General features: G+C 69.6%; 17 protein-coding genes and 2 tRNA genes. 8 read left to right on the top strand and 11 right to left on the bottom strand.

What is annotated here, in order from left to right; genetic code table 11:
* Positions 1–61 precede the first annotated feature (61 nt).
* From gltX to BN1701_RS18100, 4 genes are all read left to right on the top strand, one after another.
* Positions 62–1546 (top strand): glutamate--tRNA ligase, encoded by a 1485-nt coding sequence (gene gltX, locus BN1701_RS18085; protein WP_054050394.1) that lies wholly within the window; start codon positions 62–64, stop codon positions 1544–1546.
* A gap of 133 nt (positions 1547–1679) precedes the next feature.
* Complete coding sequence (locus BN1701_RS18090) at positions 1680–2474, top strand: HAD family hydrolase (protein ID WP_082859919.1); 795 nt, start codon at positions 1680–1682, stop codon at positions 2472–2474.
* Positions 2475–2573: 99 nt separating this feature from the next.
* Positions 2574–2645 (top strand) — tRNA-Gln (locus tag BN1701_RS18095).
* 63 nt (positions 2646–2708) lie between these two features.
* Positions 2709–2781, top strand: a tRNA-Glu gene (locus BN1701_RS18100).
* A gap of 490 nt (positions 2782–3271) precedes the next feature.
* On the opposite strand, the gene BN1701_RS18105 is transcribed toward BN1701_RS18100, so the two are convergent.
* The 4 genes from BN1701_RS18105 to BN1701_RS18115 all read right to left on the bottom strand — a co-directional run bounded on the left by BN1701_RS18105 (position 3272) and on the right by BN1701_RS18115 (position 6864).
* Complete coding sequence (locus BN1701_RS18105; protein WP_054050396.1) at positions 3272–4042, bottom strand: fumarylacetoacetate hydrolase family protein; 771 nt, start codon at positions 4040–4042, stop codon at positions 3272–3274.
* 14 nt (positions 4043–4056) lie between these two features.
* The gene (locus BN1701_RS35655; RefSeq protein WP_157368054.1) at positions 4057–4209 is read right to left on the bottom strand and encodes a hypothetical protein; all 153 of its coding nucleotides are present in this window, start codon (positions 4207–4209) and stop codon (positions 4057–4059) included.
* A gap of 42 nt (positions 4210–4251) precedes the next feature.
* Positions 4252–5907, bottom strand: coding sequence for a citramalate synthase (gene cimA / locus BN1701_RS18110; RefSeq protein WP_054050398.1), 1656 nt, complete (start codon positions 5905–5907; stop codon positions 4252–4254).
* Between the two features lie 213 nt (positions 5908–6120).
* Entirely contained in the window at positions 6121–6864 is a 744-nt protein-coding gene (locus BN1701_RS18115) for a trans-aconitate 2-methyltransferase (RefSeq protein WP_054050400.1), read from the bottom strand.
* Positions 6865–6935: 71 nt separating this feature from the next.
* Here BN1701_RS18115 and BN1701_RS18120 point away from each other — a divergent pair, with 71 nt between their 5' ends.
* The gene (locus tag BN1701_RS18120) at positions 6936–7511 is read left to right on the top strand and encodes a CGNR zinc finger domain-containing protein (RefSeq protein ID WP_054050402.1); all 576 of its coding nucleotides are present in this window, start codon (positions 6936–6938) and stop codon (positions 7509–7511) included.
* 52 nt (positions 7512–7563) lie between these two features.
* Here BN1701_RS18120 and BN1701_RS18125 read toward each other — a convergent pair whose 3' ends face one another.
* From BN1701_RS18125 to BN1701_RS18140, 4 genes are all read right to left on the bottom strand, one after another.
* Entirely contained in the window at positions 7564–8610 is a 1047-nt protein-coding gene (locus BN1701_RS18125) for a 3-isopropylmalate dehydrogenase (protein WP_054050403.1), read from the bottom strand.
* Positions 8611–8900: 290 nt separating this feature from the next.
* Positions 8901–10499, bottom strand: a complete 1599-nt coding sequence (serA, locus tag BN1701_RS18130) for a phosphoglycerate dehydrogenase (RefSeq protein ID WP_054050405.1) — start codon at positions 10497–10499, stop codon at positions 8901–8903.
* Positions 10500–10662: 163 nt separating this feature from the next.
* Positions 10663–10872: a hypothetical protein gene (locus tag BN1701_RS35660; RefSeq protein ID WP_157368055.1), complete on the bottom strand. Its 210-nt coding sequence runs from the start codon at positions 10870–10872 to the stop codon at positions 10663–10665.
* Between the two features lie 1472 nt (positions 10873–12344).
* A complete protein-coding gene (locus tag BN1701_RS18140) occupies positions 12345–12620 on the bottom strand; it encodes a DUF397 domain-containing protein (protein WP_054050409.1) in 276 nt (91 codons plus the stop codon).
* 119 nt (positions 12621–12739) lie between these two features.
* Between BN1701_RS18140 and BN1701_RS18145 the strand changes: the two genes are divergently transcribed.
* Positions 12740–13456 carry a hypothetical protein gene (locus BN1701_RS18145; RefSeq protein WP_157368056.1) on the top strand — a complete coding sequence of 239 codons (717 nt, stop codon included), beginning with the start codon at positions 12740–12742 and terminating at the stop codon, positions 13454–13456.
* Positions 13457–13489: 33 nt separating this feature from the next.
* On the opposite strand, the gene ilvC is transcribed toward BN1701_RS18145, so the two are convergent.
* The 3 genes from ilvC to BN1701_RS18160 are packed head-to-tail and all read right to left on the bottom strand — an operon-like array spanning position 13490 to position 16882.
* Positions 13490–14503: a ketol-acid reductoisomerase gene (gene ilvC, locus BN1701_RS18150; protein WP_054050413.1), complete on the bottom strand. Its 1014-nt coding sequence runs from the start codon at positions 14501–14503 to the stop codon at positions 13490–13492.
* A gap of 32 nt (positions 14504–14535) precedes the next feature.
* Positions 14536–15042: an acetolactate synthase small subunit gene (ilvN, locus tag BN1701_RS18155; RefSeq protein WP_054050415.1), complete on the bottom strand. Its 507-nt coding sequence runs from the start codon at positions 15040–15042 to the stop codon at positions 14536–14538.
* Positions 15043–15046: 4 nt separating this feature from the next.
* Positions 15047–16882, bottom strand: a complete 1836-nt coding sequence (locus BN1701_RS18160) for an acetolactate synthase large subunit (protein WP_054050417.1) — start codon at positions 16880–16882, stop codon at positions 15047–15049.
* A 291-nt stretch (positions 16883–17173) separates the two neighbouring features.
* Between BN1701_RS18160 and BN1701_RS18165 the strand changes: the two genes are divergently transcribed.
* Positions 17174–17629, top strand: a complete 456-nt coding sequence (locus BN1701_RS18165; protein ID WP_067520780.1) for a PH domain-containing protein — start codon at positions 17174–17176, stop codon at positions 17627–17629.
* Between the two features lie 78 nt (positions 17630–17707).
* Positions 17708–19552 (top strand): dihydroxy-acid dehydratase, encoded by a 1845-nt coding sequence (ilvD, locus tag BN1701_RS18170; RefSeq protein WP_054050419.1) that lies wholly within the window; start codon positions 17708–17710, stop codon positions 19550–19552.
* The last annotated feature ends 46 nt before the right edge of the window (positions 19553–19598 follow it).

Genomic DNA, 19598 nt, shown 5'->3' on the forward strand with positions numbered 1-19598 from the left:
GAGGATGCACCGGGGCGCCGGCTCGGTCAAGTGAGATCGGCAGGGATACCCTGATCGGGCCATGAGCACTCCAGACGCGAACACCCCAGTCCGAGCCCGCTTCTGCCCGTCACCGACCGGCACCCCGCACGTCGGGCTCATCCGTACCGCCCTGTTCAACTGGGCTTTCGCCCGGCACAGCGGCGGCAAACTCGTCTTCCGCATCGAGGACACCGACGCCGCCCGCGACTCCGAGGAGAGCTATGACGCCCTCCTCGACGCGCTGCGGTGGTTGGGCCTCGACTGGGACGAGGGTCCCGAGGTCGGCGGCGACTACGGCCCCTACCGGCAGAGTCAGCGCGGCGACCGCTACGCCGAGGTCATCCGCAAGCTGACCGAGGCGGGCGAGCTCTACGAGTCGTTCTCGACCAACGAAGAGGTCGACGCGCGCCGTAAGGCAGCGGGTCAGGACCCCAAGCTCGGCTACGACAACTTCGACCGGAATCTCACCGACGAAGAACGTGCCGCGCTGCGGGCCGAGGGTCGCGAGCCGACGCTGCGGCTGCGCATGCCCGACGGCGCCATCGCGTTCACCGACCTCGTCCGCGGCGACATCAGCTTCCCCGCGGACAGCGTGCCGGACCCGGTGCTCGTGCGCGCCAACGGCCAGCCGCTCTACACCCTGGTCAACCCGGTCGACGACGCTCTCATGCGGATCACCCACGTGCTGCGCGGCGAGGACCTGCTGCCCTCCACCCCGCGGCAGATCGCGCTCTACGAGGCACTGCAGCGCGTCGGCGTCGCCGAATTCACCCCCCACTTCGGTCACCTGCCACTCGTGCGCGGCGAGGGCAACAAGAAACTGTCCAAGCGCGACCCCGAGTCGAACCTTTTCGCCTATCGCGAGCGCGGATTCGTCCCGGAAGGAATGCTGAACTATCTGGCATTGCTTGGTTGGGCCATCGCCGACGACCGCGACATCTTCACCATGGCCGAGATGGTCGAGGCTTTCGACATCGGCAAGGTCAGCTCGAATCCGGCCCGATTCGACGTGAAGAAGGCCGAGGCCATCAATGCCGAGCACGTGCGCGCTCTGTCGCATGAGGAGTTCGTGCGCCGCGTTCTGCCGTATCTGATTTCCGCCGGCGTGCTCCCCGCGGAGCCGACCGGGGCGCAATTGGCCACTGTGGACGCCATCGCGCCCATGGTGCAGGAGCGGCTTATCGTCCTGTCGGACGCGGTGGCCATGGTGCGCTTCCTTTTCACCCCTGAGGGTGAGTTCGAGCCGGAGGCGGACTCGGCGGCCAAGGCCTTGGGCGCCGACGCCAAGCCGGTCCTCGACGCCAGCATCGAGGCGCTGGCGGCGCTGGACGAGTGGACCACACCGGCCATCGAGGGCGCCCTCAAAGCGGCGCTCATCGACGGCATGGGCCTCAAGCCGCGCAAGGCGTTCGCGCCGGTCCGGGTGGCCGCGACCGGTCGCACGGTCTCGCCGCCGCTCTACGAGTCCCTGGAGCTGCTCGGCCGCGACCGCACCCTCACCCGTTTGCGCGCCGCACTGCCGTAACGAATGGCGAACGCCCCGCGATAAGGCCCTTTCCTGGTCTATCGCGGGGCGTTCGTGCTTGACCGTGGCAGTAGTCGAAACATCACCGTTTCAGACGAATCGGAAACCCACATCGGCGACCTAATCTCGCTGGATGACTTCTGCGCTCGCGTCTATTTCACTGCCTTCGTCTACGCGGGCGGCGCTGAGTCGTGATCACTGCCCGCCAGTTATTCACGCGATCTGCCTGGATATCGACGACACTGTGATCGATTACACCGGCTCGGCAAGATCAGCGCTTTCGGAATTGATCGGCCGCGACGACATGTGGCAGGCCTGGCAGCGGGTCACCGACGAGTACAGCGCCAAAGCGGTCTCCGGTGAACTCGATCACGCCACCATGCGCCGCACCCGCACCAAGGCCTTCCTCGCCGACCTGGGCGTCCTTCTGGACGACGACGCGGTAGCCGAACTGGAGGAACGCAGGCTGAGCCGGATGAACCTGTCCTGGCGCCTGTTCCCCGACACCCGTCCCTGCCTCGATTGGCTGCGCGCCGCCGGTTTCGCCATCGCCGCTGTGACGAATGCCTCAGCGCCGCACCAGCGGGCCCGCCTGGCCGCCCAGGGCATCTCCCGCTACTTCGACGTCGTGGTCAGCGCGGGCGAGCTGGGCGTGGCCAAGCCCGACCCGGCGATCTTCCACGCCGCCTGCCGCCAGCTGGGCATCCCACCAGCGCAAACCCTCCACGTCGGCGACCGCCTCGACCTCGACGCCGCCGCCGCCCGCGCCGCGGGCCTGCACGGCGTCTGGCTCAACCGCGCCGCGCAGCGGTCCGACGTCGACGTCCCGATGATCGAGACCCTCGCCGACCTGCCTGAACTCCTGGTGACGGACTACCGAACACCAACGCTGACCAGCGCCTCGGGCGTCCCGAGCCCACGCGGGTAGGGGCCGATTTCTCTCCGGCATGGGGTGTGGTCTAACATCTTCTCCGGCAGCCGAACAGCGCAACGGGAGCGATCCTGGAGACGCTGATCGAATAGCCATTGGGGTATGGTGTAATTGGCAGCACGACTGATTCTGGTTCAGTTAGTCTAGGTTCGAGTCCTGGTACCCCAGCGCTAAGAGTCCGCAGAGCATCTGCTACGATTCTTCAGCAGTAAGACAAGAGAAAATGATCCTGGCCCCGTCGTCTAGCGGCCTAGGACGTCGCCCTCTCAAGGCGGTAGCGCGGGTTCAAATCCCGTCGGGGCTACAACAGTAGCGGCGGTCTATCAGCGGAGAATATCCGCAGGTGGACCGCCGCTTTGTTTATCCCGATCGTGTTCCACGGCCTCTCCAGCCGAACATGGAGAGCAGGCCATGAGCGCCGCCTTCGAGGCCGCCGTGCTGGGAGTGAGCAACGTGTCCCGGCCGACACCGGCTGGCTGGTGGCCACCCGGGACGGGATCACCGCGCGGCGGGCCGCGGCATCGCCGTCGTCGCGGTGGCCCGCAAGCTGCTCGCCCTCGCCTAATACGGGCTGCGTGACGGCACGACGGTGATCAGGGTGCGTGACCGGGCGGAGTCTGCGTCCACATCCCCCATCGCGGGATGGCGTGACCGAACCCTTGATTTGGCCCCACCCGACCACCGGCCGCACCTCACCATGCCCCACCCCGCGACACGGAGTGGCCAGGCGAACGGATGACCGGCACCCCAACCGGAGGGATGCCCGCCAGTCCGGCCAATTCCATCGCTTGGGTCTAGCGTTTTGCTACCGGGTTGGTTAGTTCGCCTAGGCCGTCGATCTTTACCGTTACCGACTGACCGTCCACGATTGGGCCGACGCCCGCCGGAGTCCCAGTCAGGATCACATCTCCCGGCAACAGGGTCATCACCCGCGAGATCCACTCCACCAAGGCGGGGACGTCATGGATCATCTTCGACGTTCGACCGTCCTGCTTGAGTTCTCCGTCCACACTGGTCTGAATCCCCAGGTCCGACGGATCCACCGCGGTCTCGATCCACGGGCCGAGTGGGCAGAACGTGTCATGTCCCTTCGCCCTGGTGAATTGGCCGTCGGCCTTCTGCTGGTCGCGGGCCGTGACGTCGTTGGCGATCGTGTAGCCGAGGATGACGTCCTTGGCCTTGGCCGCGGGGACGTCTCGGCACGGCATGCCGATCACCGCGGCGAGTTCGCCCTCGAAGTCGACCCGGGTCGAGTCGCGGGGGAGTTTGATGGCGGCTCCCGGGCCGATGACCGTGGTGGACGGCTTCATGAAGATCACCGGGTTGGCTGGGGCCTCGCCGCCCATCTCGGCGGCATGGTCGGCGTAGTTCTTGCCGACGCAGATGATCTTCGTGGGGAGGATCGGGGCGAGGACCCTGGTGTCGGCCAGGGGCCAGCGGCGGCCGGTGAACGTGGGGGCGCCGAACGGGTGTTCGGCGATCTCCGCGGCGACCAGGTCTGGGCCGTCGCCCTCGACGGCGACGAAGGCGACGCCTTCGGGGTGGGCAATTCGAGCGATTCGCACCCCGTCACCCTATGTCAGCGCTCGATCGGCCTCAGACTCTGCTTGGCCAAGAGGTACTCGGGGACCAGTTTGTCGAAGTCGGCGCCCGGTGGCGGCGCGGCCTGCCCGCCGGTCGATCCCGACCCGGCACAGCCCGCCACCGTCACCAGCACGATCCCGGCGATCAAGCCCGTCCGCAGTACAAGGCCTCCATAACCACCCGACAGGGGCTACGGTCGCAGGCCTCCGGCAGGCACGCCGGACCGAACCCGCATGGCCTTGTGCGCGAGCGCGTCGCAGAGTGCCAGCCAGCTGGCCTCGACGATGTTGCCGTGCACGCCGACCGTGGTCCATTCGAGGTCGTGGTCCGTGGACTGCACCAACACCCTGGTGACGGCGTCGGTGCCGTGTTCGGTCGCCCGCGGCCCGCCGCCGCCGGTCAGGATGCGGACCTTGTAGTCGGTCAGCTCGACCTCGTCGAGCCACGGGAGGTACGGCAGCAGCGCCTTGCGCAGGGCCGCGTCCAGGGCGTGCACCGGGCCGTTGCCCTCGGCGGTGGCGATGACCCTGCGGCCCGCCACGTGCACCTTCACCGTCGCCTCCGAGACCACCTCGCCGTCGATGCGGTGGTCGAGGATGACCCGGTAGGACTCCAGTTCGAACGGCGCCCGGATGTCGCCGCCGACCTCGTCGCGCAGCAGCAGTTCCAGCGAGGCGTCGGCCGCCTCGAACGACCAGCCGCGCGCCTCCAAATCCTTGACCTTGCGCAGCGCGCTGTTGAGCGCGTCGGGCTCGGCGGCCAGGTCAATCCCGAGCTCATGTCCCTTGAGCTCCAGACTGGCCCGGCCTGCCATCTCGGTGACCAGCACCCGCATGTCGTTGCCGACACGTTCCGGATCGATGTGGTTGTACAGCTCCGGATCGACTTTGATCGCGCTCGCGTGCAGTCCCGCCTTGTGGGCGAAAGCCGACGTCCCGACATATGCCTGGTGGGTGTTCGGGGCGATGTTCGCGATCTCGGCAAGGGCATGGGAGACCCGGGTGAGCTCGGGGACGGCATCGGTGGGTAGCACCGCCATCCCGAGCTTGGTCACGAGATTGCCGATCACGGCGAACAGGTCGGCGTTGCCTGCCCGCTCCCCGTAACCGTTCGCGGTGCACTGGACATGGCTCGCGCCCGCCTGTACCGCCGCGAGACTGTTGGCCACCGCGCAGGAAGTGTCGTCCTGGCAGTGGATGCCGACCCGGAAGCCGGTCCGGTCGATGACCTCGCGCACCGTCTCGGCCAGGCCGAGCGGCAGCTGTCCGCCGTTCGTGTCGCACAGCACGGCGACGTCCGCGCCCGCCTCCATGCCCGCGCCGATGACCCGCAGCGCGCAATCAGGGTCGTAGGCGAAGCCGTCGAAGAAGTGCTCCGCGTCAAGGAAGACCCGCCTGCCCTCGCCGACCAAGAACGCGACGGTGTCGCGGACCATCTCCGCCGCCTCGGTTACATCGGTCCGCAGCGCCAACTCGACGTGCCGCCGGTCGGACTTGGCGACCAAGGTGATGACCGGCGCCTGGGACTCCAGCAGCGCCCGGACCTGCGGATCCCGGTCGGCCCGCGCACCCGCGCGCCGGGTCGACCCGAAGGCAACCAGTGCGGCGTGCTTGAGGTCGAGTTCACCGGCCGCGGCGCGGGCGAAGAACTCGGTGTCCTTGGGCATCGCGCCAGGCCAGCCGCCCTCGATGAACCCCACGCCGAGCCCGTCGAGCAGCCGGGCGACCGCGAGCTTGTCGGCCACCGAGTAGGAAATGCCTTCCCGCTGGGCACCGTCACGCAGCGTCGTGTCATAGACGTGGAAGGTGTCGCCGAGCGGCGTTCCGGCGGGCGTCGTGCGGGTCACGAGTGCTCCTGGGATCGGTGTCGGGAAAACAAAAAGACCCCCCGCTTGGATGCGAGAGGTCTGCGCGCTGGGTGGGAAACGCTTACCCAGCGCGCTCTTCGATAATGATCACAACGAAGGCGGTCACACAGCGATGGTGCCACAGTGGACTCGGCCGTACCAACTCACGGACCCAGATTCCCATCTCCTGGGACCGTGAGTCGGCGGCCGCGATCACCGGACGGCGACCATCACGTGGTCGTCACCGAACTGCCACACCGGCCCGGCGGCCGAGAAGCCCGCCCCGGTCAGCAGGTCGGCGTACTGGCCGACGGTGAGGTCGCTGGACGAGTCGTGCGAGATCGCCACGGCCGAGTGCTCGCGGGCCAGATCGTCGCCGACGTCGGCGAGCACCGCGTCCCACCATGACCGCCAGTCCTCGTTGTCGACCACACCCGCACGGTCGGTGCGCGCCTCACGCACGACCTTGGCGTACTGCTGCAGCGGCTCGGTCAGCACCATGTGGTCGGCGTTGACCAGCACGCCGCCGGGCCGCAGCCTGCTCGCCGCGGTGGCGAACACCTTGGCCAGGTCGTCGGGGGCCAGCCAGTGCAGTGCCGTGCTGGACACGACGGCGTCCCACGGACCGTCGAGCGCGACGGCCGCGTCCCAGCCGGGCTCATTGAGGTGCGCCCGGACGAACCGGATGTCGGCGCGGGCGGCCGAGGCGGCCAGGTCGAGCAGCAGCGGGTCGGCGTCGACCCCGACGATCTCGGCGTGCGGCAGCGCGCCCGCGAGCCGCTCGCCCAGCGAGCCGGGACCGCAGCCGATGTCGACGATCTTCGGCTTGGCGACACCGTCGGTGGCGGCTTTGACCACGTCGACGACGACGCGGAAGCGCTCCTCGCGGTCGGGGATGTAGCGCTCCTGCTGAGTGTCCCAGCGGTCCAGCCACTTGCGTGCGGTTATGGTGTCCACAAGCCCTCCCGGTTACTGTCAATACTTCAAACGACAGTGACGACACTAGAGACAAGGACGTAACTGGTCAAGTGGACTTCGACAGTCACTCCTCGATCGTCGTGGAATCCGCGCTGGCGCTGGCCAACGAGGTGACGTCCGGTCATCTGCGCGGCAAGCCCTACGTCGCCCCCACCGGCTCCGCGTTGACCAGCGCGCTGGCGCGGATGTTCGCCGCGCGGAATTCGACCTGGGGGCCGCCGCCGAGTGATGGCGCGGCCGCCCGGCTCGGCGCGTGGGGGGTGCGGCTGCATGGGGTGATCGCCGCCGTCGACGGGGGTGAAGTGGACAGCGCGTGCGAGGAGATCAACCGGATCACCGCCGAGACCGGCGCGACGCCGGTGCTCAGCAGGCATGACGGTGAGGCCTGGCATCTGCACTTCCACGCGCTGGACGCGTCGTGGGAGGTGAGCTGGGCGGCGTCGATGGCGACCGGGCTCGCGATCGTACTCGGGAACCCGGCGATCGACCGACTGGGCATCTGCACCGCGCCCGCGTGCGACCGCGCCTACCTGGACACCTCGAAGAACGGGACGCGGCGGTTCTGTTCCACGGCCTGCCAGAACCGGGTCAAGACCGCGGCGTTCCGGGCGCGAAAGTCTGGCTAACCAAGCCGAAAGGCCGCCCCCTTGTCGGGGACGGCCTTGTCGGATCACGAAACTAGGACTGCTGGACCGCTCGGACGTTCGAGGAGACGAGCGCCGCCAGGCGGTCGCCGATGGCGAAGGTGCCACCGGGTGACGCGTGGTCGCGGGTGGCCAGGTCGAACGCCACCGACGCCTCGATGCGGCGGGCCGCCTCGACCTCGCCGAGGTGGTCGAGCAGCAGCGCCACCGACAGCACCGCGGCCGTCGGGTCGGCGATGCCCTGCCCGGCGATGTCCGGCGCGCTGCCGTGCACCGGCTCGAACATGCTCGGGTTGCGCTTGGTGATGTCGAGGTTGCCGCTGGCCGCCAGGCCGATGCCACCGGTCACCGCCGCCGCCAGGTCGGTGAGGATGTCGCCGAACAGGTTGTCGGTGACGATCACGTCGAAGCGGGTCGGGTCGGTCACCATGTGGATCGTGGTGGCGTCCACGTGCTGGTAGGCGACCGTCACGTCCGGGTGCTGCAGCGAGACCTCCTCGACAACGCGCGACCACAACGAGCCCGCGTGGGTGAGGACGTTGGTCTTGTGCACCAGCGTGAGGTGCTTGCGCGGCCGCGCCGCCGCCCGGCCGAACGCGTCGCGCACGACCCGCTCGACACCGAACGAGGTGTTGACGCTGACCTCGGTCGCGATCTCGTGCGGAGTGTCCTTTCGCAACAGACCGCCGTTGCCCGCGTACAGGCCCTCGGTGCCTTCCCGCACGACGATCATGTCGATCTCGCCCGGGTCGACGATCGGGCTCTTCACACCGGGGTAGAGCCGCGCGGGGCGCAGGTTCACGTGGTGGTCGAGTTCGAACCGCAGACGCAGCAGCAGGCCGCGCTCCAGGATTCCGCTGGGCACCGAAGGGTCGCCGACGGCGCCGAGCAGGATCGCGTCGTGCCCGCGCAGCTCGCCGAGCACCGACTCCGGCAGCAGCTCCCCCGTCGAGTGCCAGCGCGACGCGCCGAGGTCGTAGCGGGTGATCTCCGCGGTCGGAACGACCTCGCCAAGCACCTTGAGTGCCTCAGCGATGACTTCCGGCCCGATCCCGTCACCTGGGATCACCGCGAGCCGCATGCACACACCTCCCGGAGTATCGGCCCGAACTGACAGGGCCTCGTAGACGAACGAAAGGCTACCGGCAATAGGCCCGATTGCCGCACCTCGCCACCCCACTGGGTGGTTGCGAGGGCAGGAATTTGCCCTCCAGCTACACCAACGGTGCCCGGAACGGCCTAACACCAACCGTTCCGGGCACCGTGGATGGGTAGATCGGACTTCTCAGCCAGTGGACATGGAGATCATGTTTCCCACACTCCGGGTCAGCCGTTTCGATCCTCGCGACCCGATCGGGCCGCGCTGGTCGGTCAGCTAAAATCGATTGAGCGGACGATCTTGGCGCCGATGGCCTTGCCGATGGACTCCAGCACCGACGGGTCGACCGACCGGCCCACGCGCAGGAGCATGACCGCGTCGGCGCCGTCGGTGGTCTGGCTGATCTGCGCGGCTTCGATGTTGATGCCCACCTCGCCCAGCAGGGTGCCGACGGTGCCCATCACGCCGGGGCGGTCCGAGTACTCCAGGAACACCACGTCGCCCTCGGCGCGCAGGTCGAAGTGCCTGCCGTTGACCTCGACGAGCTTCTCCACCTGCGCCAGGCCCGAGAGCGTGCCGCTGACGGTGTGGGCGGTGCCGTCGGGGTAGACCGCGCGCAGCGTGACCAGGCTGCGGTGGTTCTGGCTCTCGGACTCTTTGGCCAGGTCGATGGTGACCCCGAGGTCCTCGGCCAGCCGCGGCGCGTTCACAAAGGTGACCTGGTCCTCGACGATGGCGGAGAACACCCCACGCAGCGCGGCCAGGGGCAGGATCGAGACGTCCTCAGTGGACAGTTCGCCGCGCACGACGACGCTGACCGAGCTGGGCGCCTTCGGGCTCAGCGCGGAGAGCACGGTGCCGAGCTTCTGCGTCAGCGGCAGGTACGGGCGCACCTCTTCGCCGACCACGCCACCGGCGGCGACGTTGACCGCGTCGGGCACGAACTCCCCGCGCAGGGCCAGCAGCACCGATCGGGCCACGTCGGTGCCCGCGCGGTCCTGCGCCTCGCTGGTGGAGGCGCCGAGGTGGGGCGTCACCACGATGCCGGGCACGCCGAACAGCGGGCTCTCGGTGGTCGGCTCCGTGCTGAACACGTCGACCCCGGCGCCGCCGACCTGACCGCTCGTGACCGCATCGGCCAGCGCCTGCTCGTCGATCAGACCGCCGCGGGCGGCGTTGATGATGATGACGCCCTTCTTGGTCCTGGCCAGCGCGGCTGCGTTCAGCAGACCCTTGGTCTCCGGCGTCTTGGGCAGGTGGACGGAGATGACGTCGGCGCGGCTGAGCAGGTCGTCCAGCGTCGTCAGCTCGATACCGAGCTGCGCGGCGCGCGCGGGCGAGGCGTACGGGTCGTAGGCGATGAGCGTCGTACCGAAGGCGGCGAGCCGCTGGGCGAACAGCTGCCCGATCTTGCCGAGGCCGACGACCCCGACGACCTTGCCGTTGAGCTCGACGCCGGAGAACTTGCTCCGCTTCCACTCACCCTGCTGCAGGGTGGCGTGCGCGTCGGGCACCTGGCGGGCCACCGCGAGCAGCAGCGCGACGGCGTGCTCGGCGGCGGAGACGATGTTGGACGTGGGCGCGTTGACGACCAGGACACCCCGGTCGGTCGCGGCCGGGACCTCGACGTTGTCAAGGCCGACACCCGCGCGGGCGACCACCTTGAGCTTGTCACTGGCCTTGAGCACCTCGGCGTCGACCTGCGTGGCGGAACGGACGAGGAGCGCGTCGGCGTCGGCGACCGCGGCCAGCAGAGCGGGCCGGTCGGTGCCGTCGACGTGGCGGACCTCGATCTCGTCACCGAACACGTCCAGCACGGACGGCGCGAGCTTCTCGGCGATGAGGACGACGGGACGGGACGAAATGGTCACGCTGCGACTCCAAGGTCAGGAGGCTGGGCCGGAGGACGGTTACCGCGCTGTAACCAGACGACGGCGAGTCTATGACGTGGACTGAACCGTTACACCAGTAGGTGGGATAACTGACATGGCACCGACCGGCCATCCCCGCTCGTCGCCGCGATCTTGTCGATCGTCACTCGCCGATGACTGGAGGCGCGGTGAACTCTCCGGTGCCGAACATCTCGTCGTCGTCGCCCTCGACCAGGTAGGCGGGCCGCTTGCGCTCCTGGTCTTTGACCGTGGGCAACTCCGGATGCTCGTCCTGCGGGCGCACGGGCATCGGGGTGGTGCCGGTCTGGTACGAGCCGGACCCGGCGGGCCCGAACCCCCCGAAATCCGGCAACGCGGGCCGCACCCGCGTCGGCTTAAGGGCGGGCGGGGGCGTGAACGGCTGCGATGTACTCGGCGATGGCCCAGCCCCATGACCATGCGGCGAGTTCGGCACCGGCCGAGGCCCAGGCTGACGCGGGGGCGGCGCGGCGAGCGGCTGCGACGTCGACGAGGGACGTGGGCCGGGAGGTGGCGCGGCGAGTTGCTGGGACGCGCTCCCCGACGGATGCGGCCTGGTGGGCGGCAGGCTCGCCGACGGGCGCGGGCCGGACGACTGCGGCGGCGCGGTGAACCGCTGGGGTGGGGCCGGCGCTGGGCGAGGTCCGGACGACTGGGGGGTCGGCGGGGGACCAAGTGGCTGGGACACGCTCGGGGATCTCGGTCCGGACTGCGGCGGCGGGGTGAACCCTTGCGGACCAGGCGTCCGATGCGACGCGGACGGCTGAGCGGGCCGCGACATGATCCCGGACGGCTGCGCTCCGGCAGCGCGCACATCGGACCGAGTCGGCACCGGGCGCGGCTCAGGGCCCTGCGGAGGCTGAGTCGGGAGCGAAGCCGAACGTCCTCCGGTCGCCTGCATCGAGCCGGTCCGGCCCATCCGCGGCCCAGGCGGTCGTTCCGACACCTCACCCGGTGCGGTGTGCTGCGGCCCAGGCGGTCGCTGCGATACCTCACCCGGCGTGGCGTGCTGCTGCCCAGGCGGTCGCTGCGACACCTCACCCGGTGCGGTGTGCTGCGGCCCAGGGCGGCCCGCCTGATGCGCCCCACGCTGAGTCGACTCCGGCGACCACTGCGGCGCGGAACCCGGCTGCCCCGGTGCGACGAACCCGCCACCAGGCCCACTTCCCGGCCCAGGCGCGGGCCGCGGCCCACCCGCGGGCGCGTGCTGCCCGCGTGGGTCACCGGCTCCCGCCGGACTCCCTGCCCGTAAGTCACTGTGCCCCGCCGGGCTACCGACCCGTGGATCACCGGATCCCGCCGAGCTCCCCGCCCACAGCTCACCGGGCCCCACAGGGCCGCCAACCCGCGGATCAATGGGCCCCGCCGGGCTCCCCGCCCACTGCTCTCTGGGCGCCGCGGGGCTACCGACCCGCGGATCAACGGGCCCCGCCGGGCTCCCAGCCCGTGGGCCAACGGGCCCAGCAGGCACTTGCCGCGCGTGCGGGTCCCCTGGCCCGGCCGCCTGCCGCGCCCGCGGACCAACAGGTCCCGCTGGACTCCCCGGCGCCGGTCGGCCCGCGGGTCCCCCGCCGGGCAGCAGATCGCCCGCCGATGCCTGCCAACCGCCTGGCCGCTCAGCCAGCGCACCGGGATCGGCCGCGAAGGTCCCGACCGCGCGATCCACAGGCGGCCCGCCCTCCTCAGGCGCCGTCCAGCCGCCCTTGCCGGGAGGGCTCCACCGCGCCGCCTCATCCGGGGCGGTCCAGGCGGATTCACCCGATTCAGTGAAATTCCCCCGAGTCTCGCCGGGCGGTTCGCCCGGGGTCACCACGGCTCGTCGAATTCGCCTGCCTTGGCGCCCTCCACGAAGGCGTCCCACTCGGATTCGGTGAAGACCAGGACCGTGTCGGTGGGGCCGGTGTACTTGGAGTTGCGCATGGCGATGTACGTCTTGCCGTCCGTGTGCGGCACGAACGCGATCTCGACGTATTCACCGTCGGGGTCGGCGTCGGGTTCGGCGGCGCGCTGCCATTCGGCCTTGGTGAGGTCGAGGTTGCCGCGGACCTCGGCCTTGTCGTCGTAGATGGGGGCGCTGTCCATCACGTCTCCTAGAGCATCACGGAATTTGTCGCGCCCAGGTATACCGCAGTGGGCGGGCTCGTGATGCCGGAACGTGTCGGTCCGCCCACCGAGTGGTCGCGCTCAGTAGCGTGTCGCCCGTGAGCTCGTACTACCGGCGCTACCTGCACGGCGAGCATGAGGCCGTGTGGGCCGAGCTCCGATCCATCGGAGCGGTTCCCGAACATCTGGCCGAGGACGCCGCCGCGGTGGCCGACGAGACGATGATCCGGGTCTCCCAGCACGTGGCCCGCATCGCCGCGGCGCTGCCCGAGCTGGGGTGGGTGGCCGCCGACCGGCTGGTCCCGGCCCATCAGCCGCCGACTGAGTCCGACGACGACCTGGTCGACACCCTGGTCGACAAGATCGGTGGGCTGCCGCTGGCACTGGAGGCGTGTCTGCGCCGGGTCGGCGAGGTGTGGTTCGCGGGCGACTGCGAGGCCTTGGAGCTGACCTACCACAACCAGCCATCACCCAAGGGCGACCCGCCCGGCCCCGAGTACCCCGACCCGCTGTGCCTGGGCAACGCCTACTACCTCGCCTACGAGTGGGAGCAGTGCGAGGACCCGGGCCACTTCACCTTCGCCCTGGCCCCCGACGAGAGCCTCAAAGCCAACGTCGCGGGCCGCACGCACGACGTGGAGCTGCCTGCGCTCGGCGTCGACCCGGTCGTGCGGCACGTCGCGGGCCGACCAGGGGTGACGCTGGTGGAGTACCTGCGGGCGTCGATCGCCTGGGGCGGCTTCCCCGGCTTCTCGTTCGCCCCCGAACTCGCTCCGGCCGCGCTCATCACACTGCAAACGCGGCCGGACTTCTGAGAGCAGGGGCCCGCCGAAGCGGGCCCCTGGAGATCACGCCGTCTCGGTGATCGGCCGGTCGACCCAGGACATCAGGCCGCGCAGCTTGCGGCCGGTCTCCTCGATCGGGTGCTTCTCACCCTGCTCCTGCAGCCTGCGGTAGTTCTCGCGACCGGCCTCGTCCTCGGCCACCCACTCGCGGGCGAAGGTGCCGTCCTGGATCTCGCCAAGGATCTTCTTCATCTCCGCCTTGACCGCGGGGGTGATGACGCGCGGGCCACGGGTCAGGTCGCCGTACTCGGCGGTGTCGGACACCGAGTAGCGCTGCCGGGCGATACCGCCCTCGTACATCAGGTCGACGATCAGCTTGAGCTCGTGCAGCACCTCGAAGTAGGCGATCTCCGGGGCGTAGCCCGCCTCGGTGAGCACCTCGAAACCGGTCTGGACCAGCGCGGACGCGCCGCCGCAGAGCACGGCCTGCTCGCCGAACAGGTCGGTCTCGGTCTCCTCGGTGAAGGTCGTCTTGATGACGCCCGCCCGCGCGCCGCCGATGGCCGCGGCGTAGGACAGGGCCAGCGCCTGCGCGCCGCCGGTGGCGTCCTGCTCGACGGCGATGAGCGCCGGGACGCCCTTGCCGTCGACGAACTGGCGGCGGACCAGGTGACCGGGGCCCTTCGGCGCGACCATGGCCACGTCGATGTTCGCCGGGGGCTTGATCAGGTCGTAGCGGATGTTGAAGCCGTGACCGAAGAACAGCGCGTCGCCGTCCTTGAGGTTGGGCTCGATGTCGTCGGTGTAGATGAACCGCTGCTTGGTGTCCGGCGCCAGCAGCATGATCAGGTCGGCCTCCTTCGAGGCCTCCGCCGGGGTCAGGACGCGCAGGCCCTGCTCCTCGGCCTTGGCGCGCGACTTGGAGCCCTCGGGCAGGCCGACGCGCACGTCGACTCCGGAGTCCCGCAGGCTCAGCGCGTGGGCGTGGCCCTGGCTGCCGTAACCGATGACCGCGACCTTGCGACCCTGGATGATGCTCAGGTCGGCGTCGGCGTCGTAGAAGATCTCGACGGACATGCTGGTGGTTCTTCCTTCCTGGGACTACAAACTCAGCGGACTGCCGTGGCAGTGATAGAGCGAGGACCACGGCCGATGGCGACCATGCCCGACTGGACCATCTCGCGCACCCCGTAGGGCTCGAGCATGCGCAGCAGCGCCTCGAGCTTGTCGGAGTTGCCGGTCGCCTCGATGGTCAGCGCCTCGGGCGAGACGTCGACGACCTTGGCCCGGAACAGGTGCACCGTCTCGAGCACCTGGCTGCGCACCGTGGCGTCGGCGCGCACCTTGACCAGCAGCAGCTCGCGCCGCACGGCGATGGACGGCTCCAGCTCCACGATCTTGATGACGTTGATCAGCTTGTTCAGCTGCTTGGTGACCTGCTCCAGCGGCAGCTCGTCGACCGCGACCACGATCGTCATCCGGGACACGTCCGGGTGCTCGGTCGGGCCGACGGCGAGGGACTCGATGTTGAACCCGCGCCGCGAGAACAGCCCCGCGACCCGGGCCAGGACACCCGGCTTGTTCTCGACCAGGACGCTCAGAGTGTGGGTGGTCATGTGCTCAGTCCTCATCGAACAGTGGCCGGATGCCGCGCACGGCCATGATCTCGTCGTTGCCGGTGCCCGCGGCGACCATCGGCCACACCTGGGCGTCCTTGCCGACGACGAAGTCGATGACCACGGGCCGGTCGTTGATCTCCATCGCGCGCTGGATGACCGCGTCGACCTCTTCCTTGGTCTCGCAGCGCAGGCCCGCGCAGCCCAGGGCCTCAGCCAGGAGGGTGAAGTCGGGGATGCGGTACTTATGCGTGCCGAGGTCGGTCTGGGAGTAGCGTTCCGAGTAGAACAGGTTCTGCCACTGGCGGACCATGCCGAGGTTGCCGTTGTTGATGACCGCGACCTTGATCGGCGCGCCCTCGATGGCGCAGGTGGCCAGTTCCTGGTTGGTCATCTGGAAGCAGCCGTCGCCGTCGATGGCCCACACGACCGTGTCGGGCTTGCCGAACTTGGCGCCCATCGCGGCGGGCACGGCGTAGCCCATGGTGCCCAGGCCGCCGGAGTTGAGCCAGGTGCCCGGCTTCTCGTAGCGGATGTGCTGCGCGGCCCACATCTGGTGCTGGCCGACGCCTGCGGTGTAGATCGCGTCGGGCCCGGCGAGCTCGCCGATGCGCTCGATGACGTACTGCGGCGACAGCGTGCCGTCCTCCGGCCACTCGTACCCCAGCGGGTACGTCGCGCGCCACTCGTCGAGCTGCTTCCACCACGGGGCGATGTCGGCGGTCCCGAGGGCCCGCTCGGCCTTCACCGCGGCGATCAGCTCGATCAGGATCTCCTTGCAGTCACCGACGATCGGCACGTCGGCGCGGCGGTTCTTGGAGATCTCGGCCGGGTCGATGTCGGCGTGCACGATGGCCGCCTCCGGGGCGAAGGAGCCCAGCTGGCCGGTGACCCGGTCGTCGAAGCGGGCGCCGAGGGCCACCAGCAGGTCGGAGCGCTGCATGGCGCCGACCGCGGGCACGGTGCCGTGCATGCCGGGCATGCCCAGGTGCTGCTTGTGCGAGTCGGGGAACGCGCCGCGGGCCATCAGCGTGGTGACCACGGGGATGCCGGTCAGCTCGGCCAGCTCCAGCAGCTCGGCCGAGGCCTGGGCCTTGATGACGCCGCCGCCGACGTAGAGGACGGGGCGCTTGGCCTGGGCGATGAGCTTGGCGGCCTCGCGGACCTGCTTGCCGTGCGGACGCGTGGTCGGCCGGTAGCCGGGCAGGCGCAGCTCCGGCGGCCAGATGAAGGAGGTCTGCTCCTGCAGCACGTCCTTGGGGATGTCGACCAGCACCGGGCCGGGGCGACCGGTCTTGGCCAGGTGGAACGCCTCGGCGATCGTGCGCGGGATGTCGGCGGGGTCGGTGACCAGGAAGTTGTGCTTGGTGATGGGCAGCGTGATGCCGCAGATGTCGGCTTCCTGGAAGGCGTCGGTGCCGATGAGCGCGCGGGTCTGCTGGCCGGTGATGGCCACCAGCGGCACGGAGTCCATGTTCGCGTCGGCCAGCGGGGTGACCAGGTTGGTCGCGCCGGGGCCGGAGGTGGCCATGCAGACGCCGACCTTGCCGGTGGCCTGCGCGTAGCCGGTGGCCGCGTGGCCCGCACCCTGCTCGTGGCGGACCAGGACGTGGCGCACCTTGGTGGAGTCGAGCAGCGGGTCGTACGCGGGCAGGATGGTGCCGCCGGGGATGCCGAAGACGATCTCGACGCCTACCGCCTCAAGGGACCGGACGAGTGACTGCGCACCGGTCACCCGGATCGGGGTGCCGGATGGCGGCGCTGGCTTGGGGCGGGCGGACTGCGGGGCCGCCCCAGGGGTCGCGGCGGCCGGAGAGGGCCGCGAGGTGGCGCTTGTCATCGGTTTCTGCCTCGTGGGTAGAAGGTCATCTGGCTGCGGAAATCGGGTCCGGGCACAAAAAAGCCCCCGTCGACCGGCATGGTCGTACGAGGGTCCGCGCGTTCGATGCGTGCTGGCTCCCGTCAGCGTCGAACGCGCGGCGGAAGTACGAGAATTGACTGTGAGGGCACGGTTAGGACGCTAATGCGTTCGGCGTAGGGCGTCAACTCTGCGGGATGGTGATCCCGGATACTGGACGGCACCCGCGGCCCCGAACGCCGCGGGCGAACGCGGTGGGTGCACCATTGAACGGTGTCCGAGCAGCAGATTCCTTCCCGCCTCGTGTTCCGTGTCCCGGGCGTGGCGATCCTCGCGGCCCTGCTCCTGGCCGTGTGCGCAGCGCCGGTCGCGTTCGCCGCGCCTGCACTTGCCGCGCTCTTGCTGATCCCACTGGCCATGATCGTGTGGGTCGTGCGGGTGCGCACCACAGCCGACGCCGACGGGCTGATCGTCCGCGGCGTCATCGGCCGCAAGGTGCTGCCGTGGGAGTCACTCAAGGGCCTGCGCCTGACCAAGCGCGCGGGAGTGAAGGCGGTGCGGTCCGACGACACCGAGGTCGGGCTGCCGTCGGTCCGGGTCCGCCACCTGCCCGCGTTGTCCCTGGTCAGCCGGGGCAGACTGGACGACCCGACCGAGCCGGTGCCGTCCGACGAGACCCAGAGTGACGTCGCCGACCAGCCCGCCCAGACCCCCGCCGACGCGGAGTAACCTGGACGGCACCGCTCCCGTTGCCCGCGCCCATCCGGCGCCCATGTCCTAGTCGAGCGACAAGATACGGAGGAGCCCGTGCCCGCGCTGCGCTCCCGCACCACGACCCACGGCCGCAACGCCGCCGGAGCCCGCGCGCTCTGGCGGGCCACCGGCATGACCGACAGCGACTTCGGCAAGCCCATCGTCGCCATCGCCAACTCCTACACCCAGTTCGTGCCGGGCCACGTGCACCTGCGCGACCTCGGCGACATCGTGGCCGACGCGATCCGCGAGGCGGGCGGCGTCGCCCGCGAGTTCCACACGATCGCGGTGGACGACGGCATCGCCATGGGCCACAGCGGGATGCTCTACTCCCTGCCCTCGCGCGAGATCATCGCCGACTCGGTGGAGTACATGGTCAACGCCCACCAAGCCGACGCGCTGGTGTGCATCTCCAACTGCGACAAGATCACCCCCGGCATGCTCAACGCCGCGCTGCGGCTCAACGTCCCGGTGGTGTTCGTCTCGGGTGGACCGATGGAGGCGGGCAAGGCCGTCGTAGTCGGCGGCGTCGCCCAGGCCCCGACCGACCTGATCACCGCCATCTCGGCGTCGGCCAGCCCCGAGGTCGACGAGGCCGGGCTGACCGAGGTCGAGCGCTCCGCGTGTCCGACCTGCGGTTCCTGCTCGGGCATGTTCACCGCGAACTCGATGAACTGCCTCACCGAGGCGCTGGGTCTCGCGCTGCCGGGCAACGGCTCCACCCTGGCCACCCACTCCGCCCGCAAGGACCTCTTCACCCGCGCGGGAACGACTGTCGTCGAGTTGTGCAAGCGCTGGTACGGGGAAGACGACGAGACGGCGCTGCCGCGCTCGATCGCCAACCGCAAGGCCTTCGAGAACGCGATGGCCCTCGACATGGCCATGGGCGGCTCGACCAACACGGTCCTGCACATCCTCGCCGCCGCCCGCGAAGGCGAGATCGAGTTCACCCTCGCCGACATCGACGCCATCTCGCGGCGCGTGCCATGTCTGTCGAAGGTCTCGCCGAACTCCGACTACCACATGGAAGACGTCCACCGCGCGGGCGGAATCCCCGCCCTCCTTGGCGAGCTCTACCGCGGTGGCATGCTCAACACCGACGTCTGGTCGGTCCACAGCCCCAACCTGGAACAGTGGCTGTCCGAATGGGACATCCGCGCCGCGGAACCGTCTGAGCGAGCGGTGGAACTATTCCACGCCGCCCCCGGCGGAGTCCGCACGACAAAGGCCTTCTCCACCTCGAACCGCTGGTCCTCTTTGGACACCGACGCCGCGGGCGGCTGCATCCGCGACGTCGCCAACGCCTACACCGTCGACGGCGGCCTGGCTGTTCTCCATGGCAACCTGGCCGAAGCAGGCGCGGTGATCAAGTCCGCGGGTATTGAGGAAGAGCTGTTCACCTTCCAGGGCCCCGCCCGGGTCGTGGAGAGCCAGGAACAGGCCGTCTCGGTCATCCTCGGCAAGCAGATCCAGCCGGGCGACGTCCTGGTCGTGCGCTACGAAGGTCCTGCGGGCGGCCCCGGAATGCAGGAAATGCTGCACCCGACGGCGTTCCTCAAGGGCGCTGGCCTCGGCAAGAAGTGCGCCCTCATCACCGACGGCCGCTTCTCCGGCGGCTCCAGCGGCCTCTCCATCGGCCACGTCTCCCCCGAAGCCGCGGGCGGCGGCACCATCGCCCTGGTCGAGGATGGCGACCAGATCCGCATCGACGTTCACGCACGGACCCTGGAACTCCTGGTCAGCCCAGAGATCTTGGCCGAACGACGCGCGAAGATGGAGACCAGCGAGCGCCCCTGGCAGCCGGTGGACCGAGTCCGCCCGATCACCGCCGCCCTCCGCGCCTACGCCCGCATGGCCACTGACGCGTCAACCGGAGCAGTCCGAGACCCCTCGCGGTAGCCATTCGATTGACGACTCCGCACCCATGGACTTAGCTCCTCAGCCA

The organism is Alloactinosynnema sp. L-07 (assembly GCF_900070365.1).
In the GTDB taxonomy this organism is placed as follows: domain Bacteria; phylum Actinomycetota; class Actinomycetes; order Mycobacteriales; family Pseudonocardiaceae; genus Actinokineospora.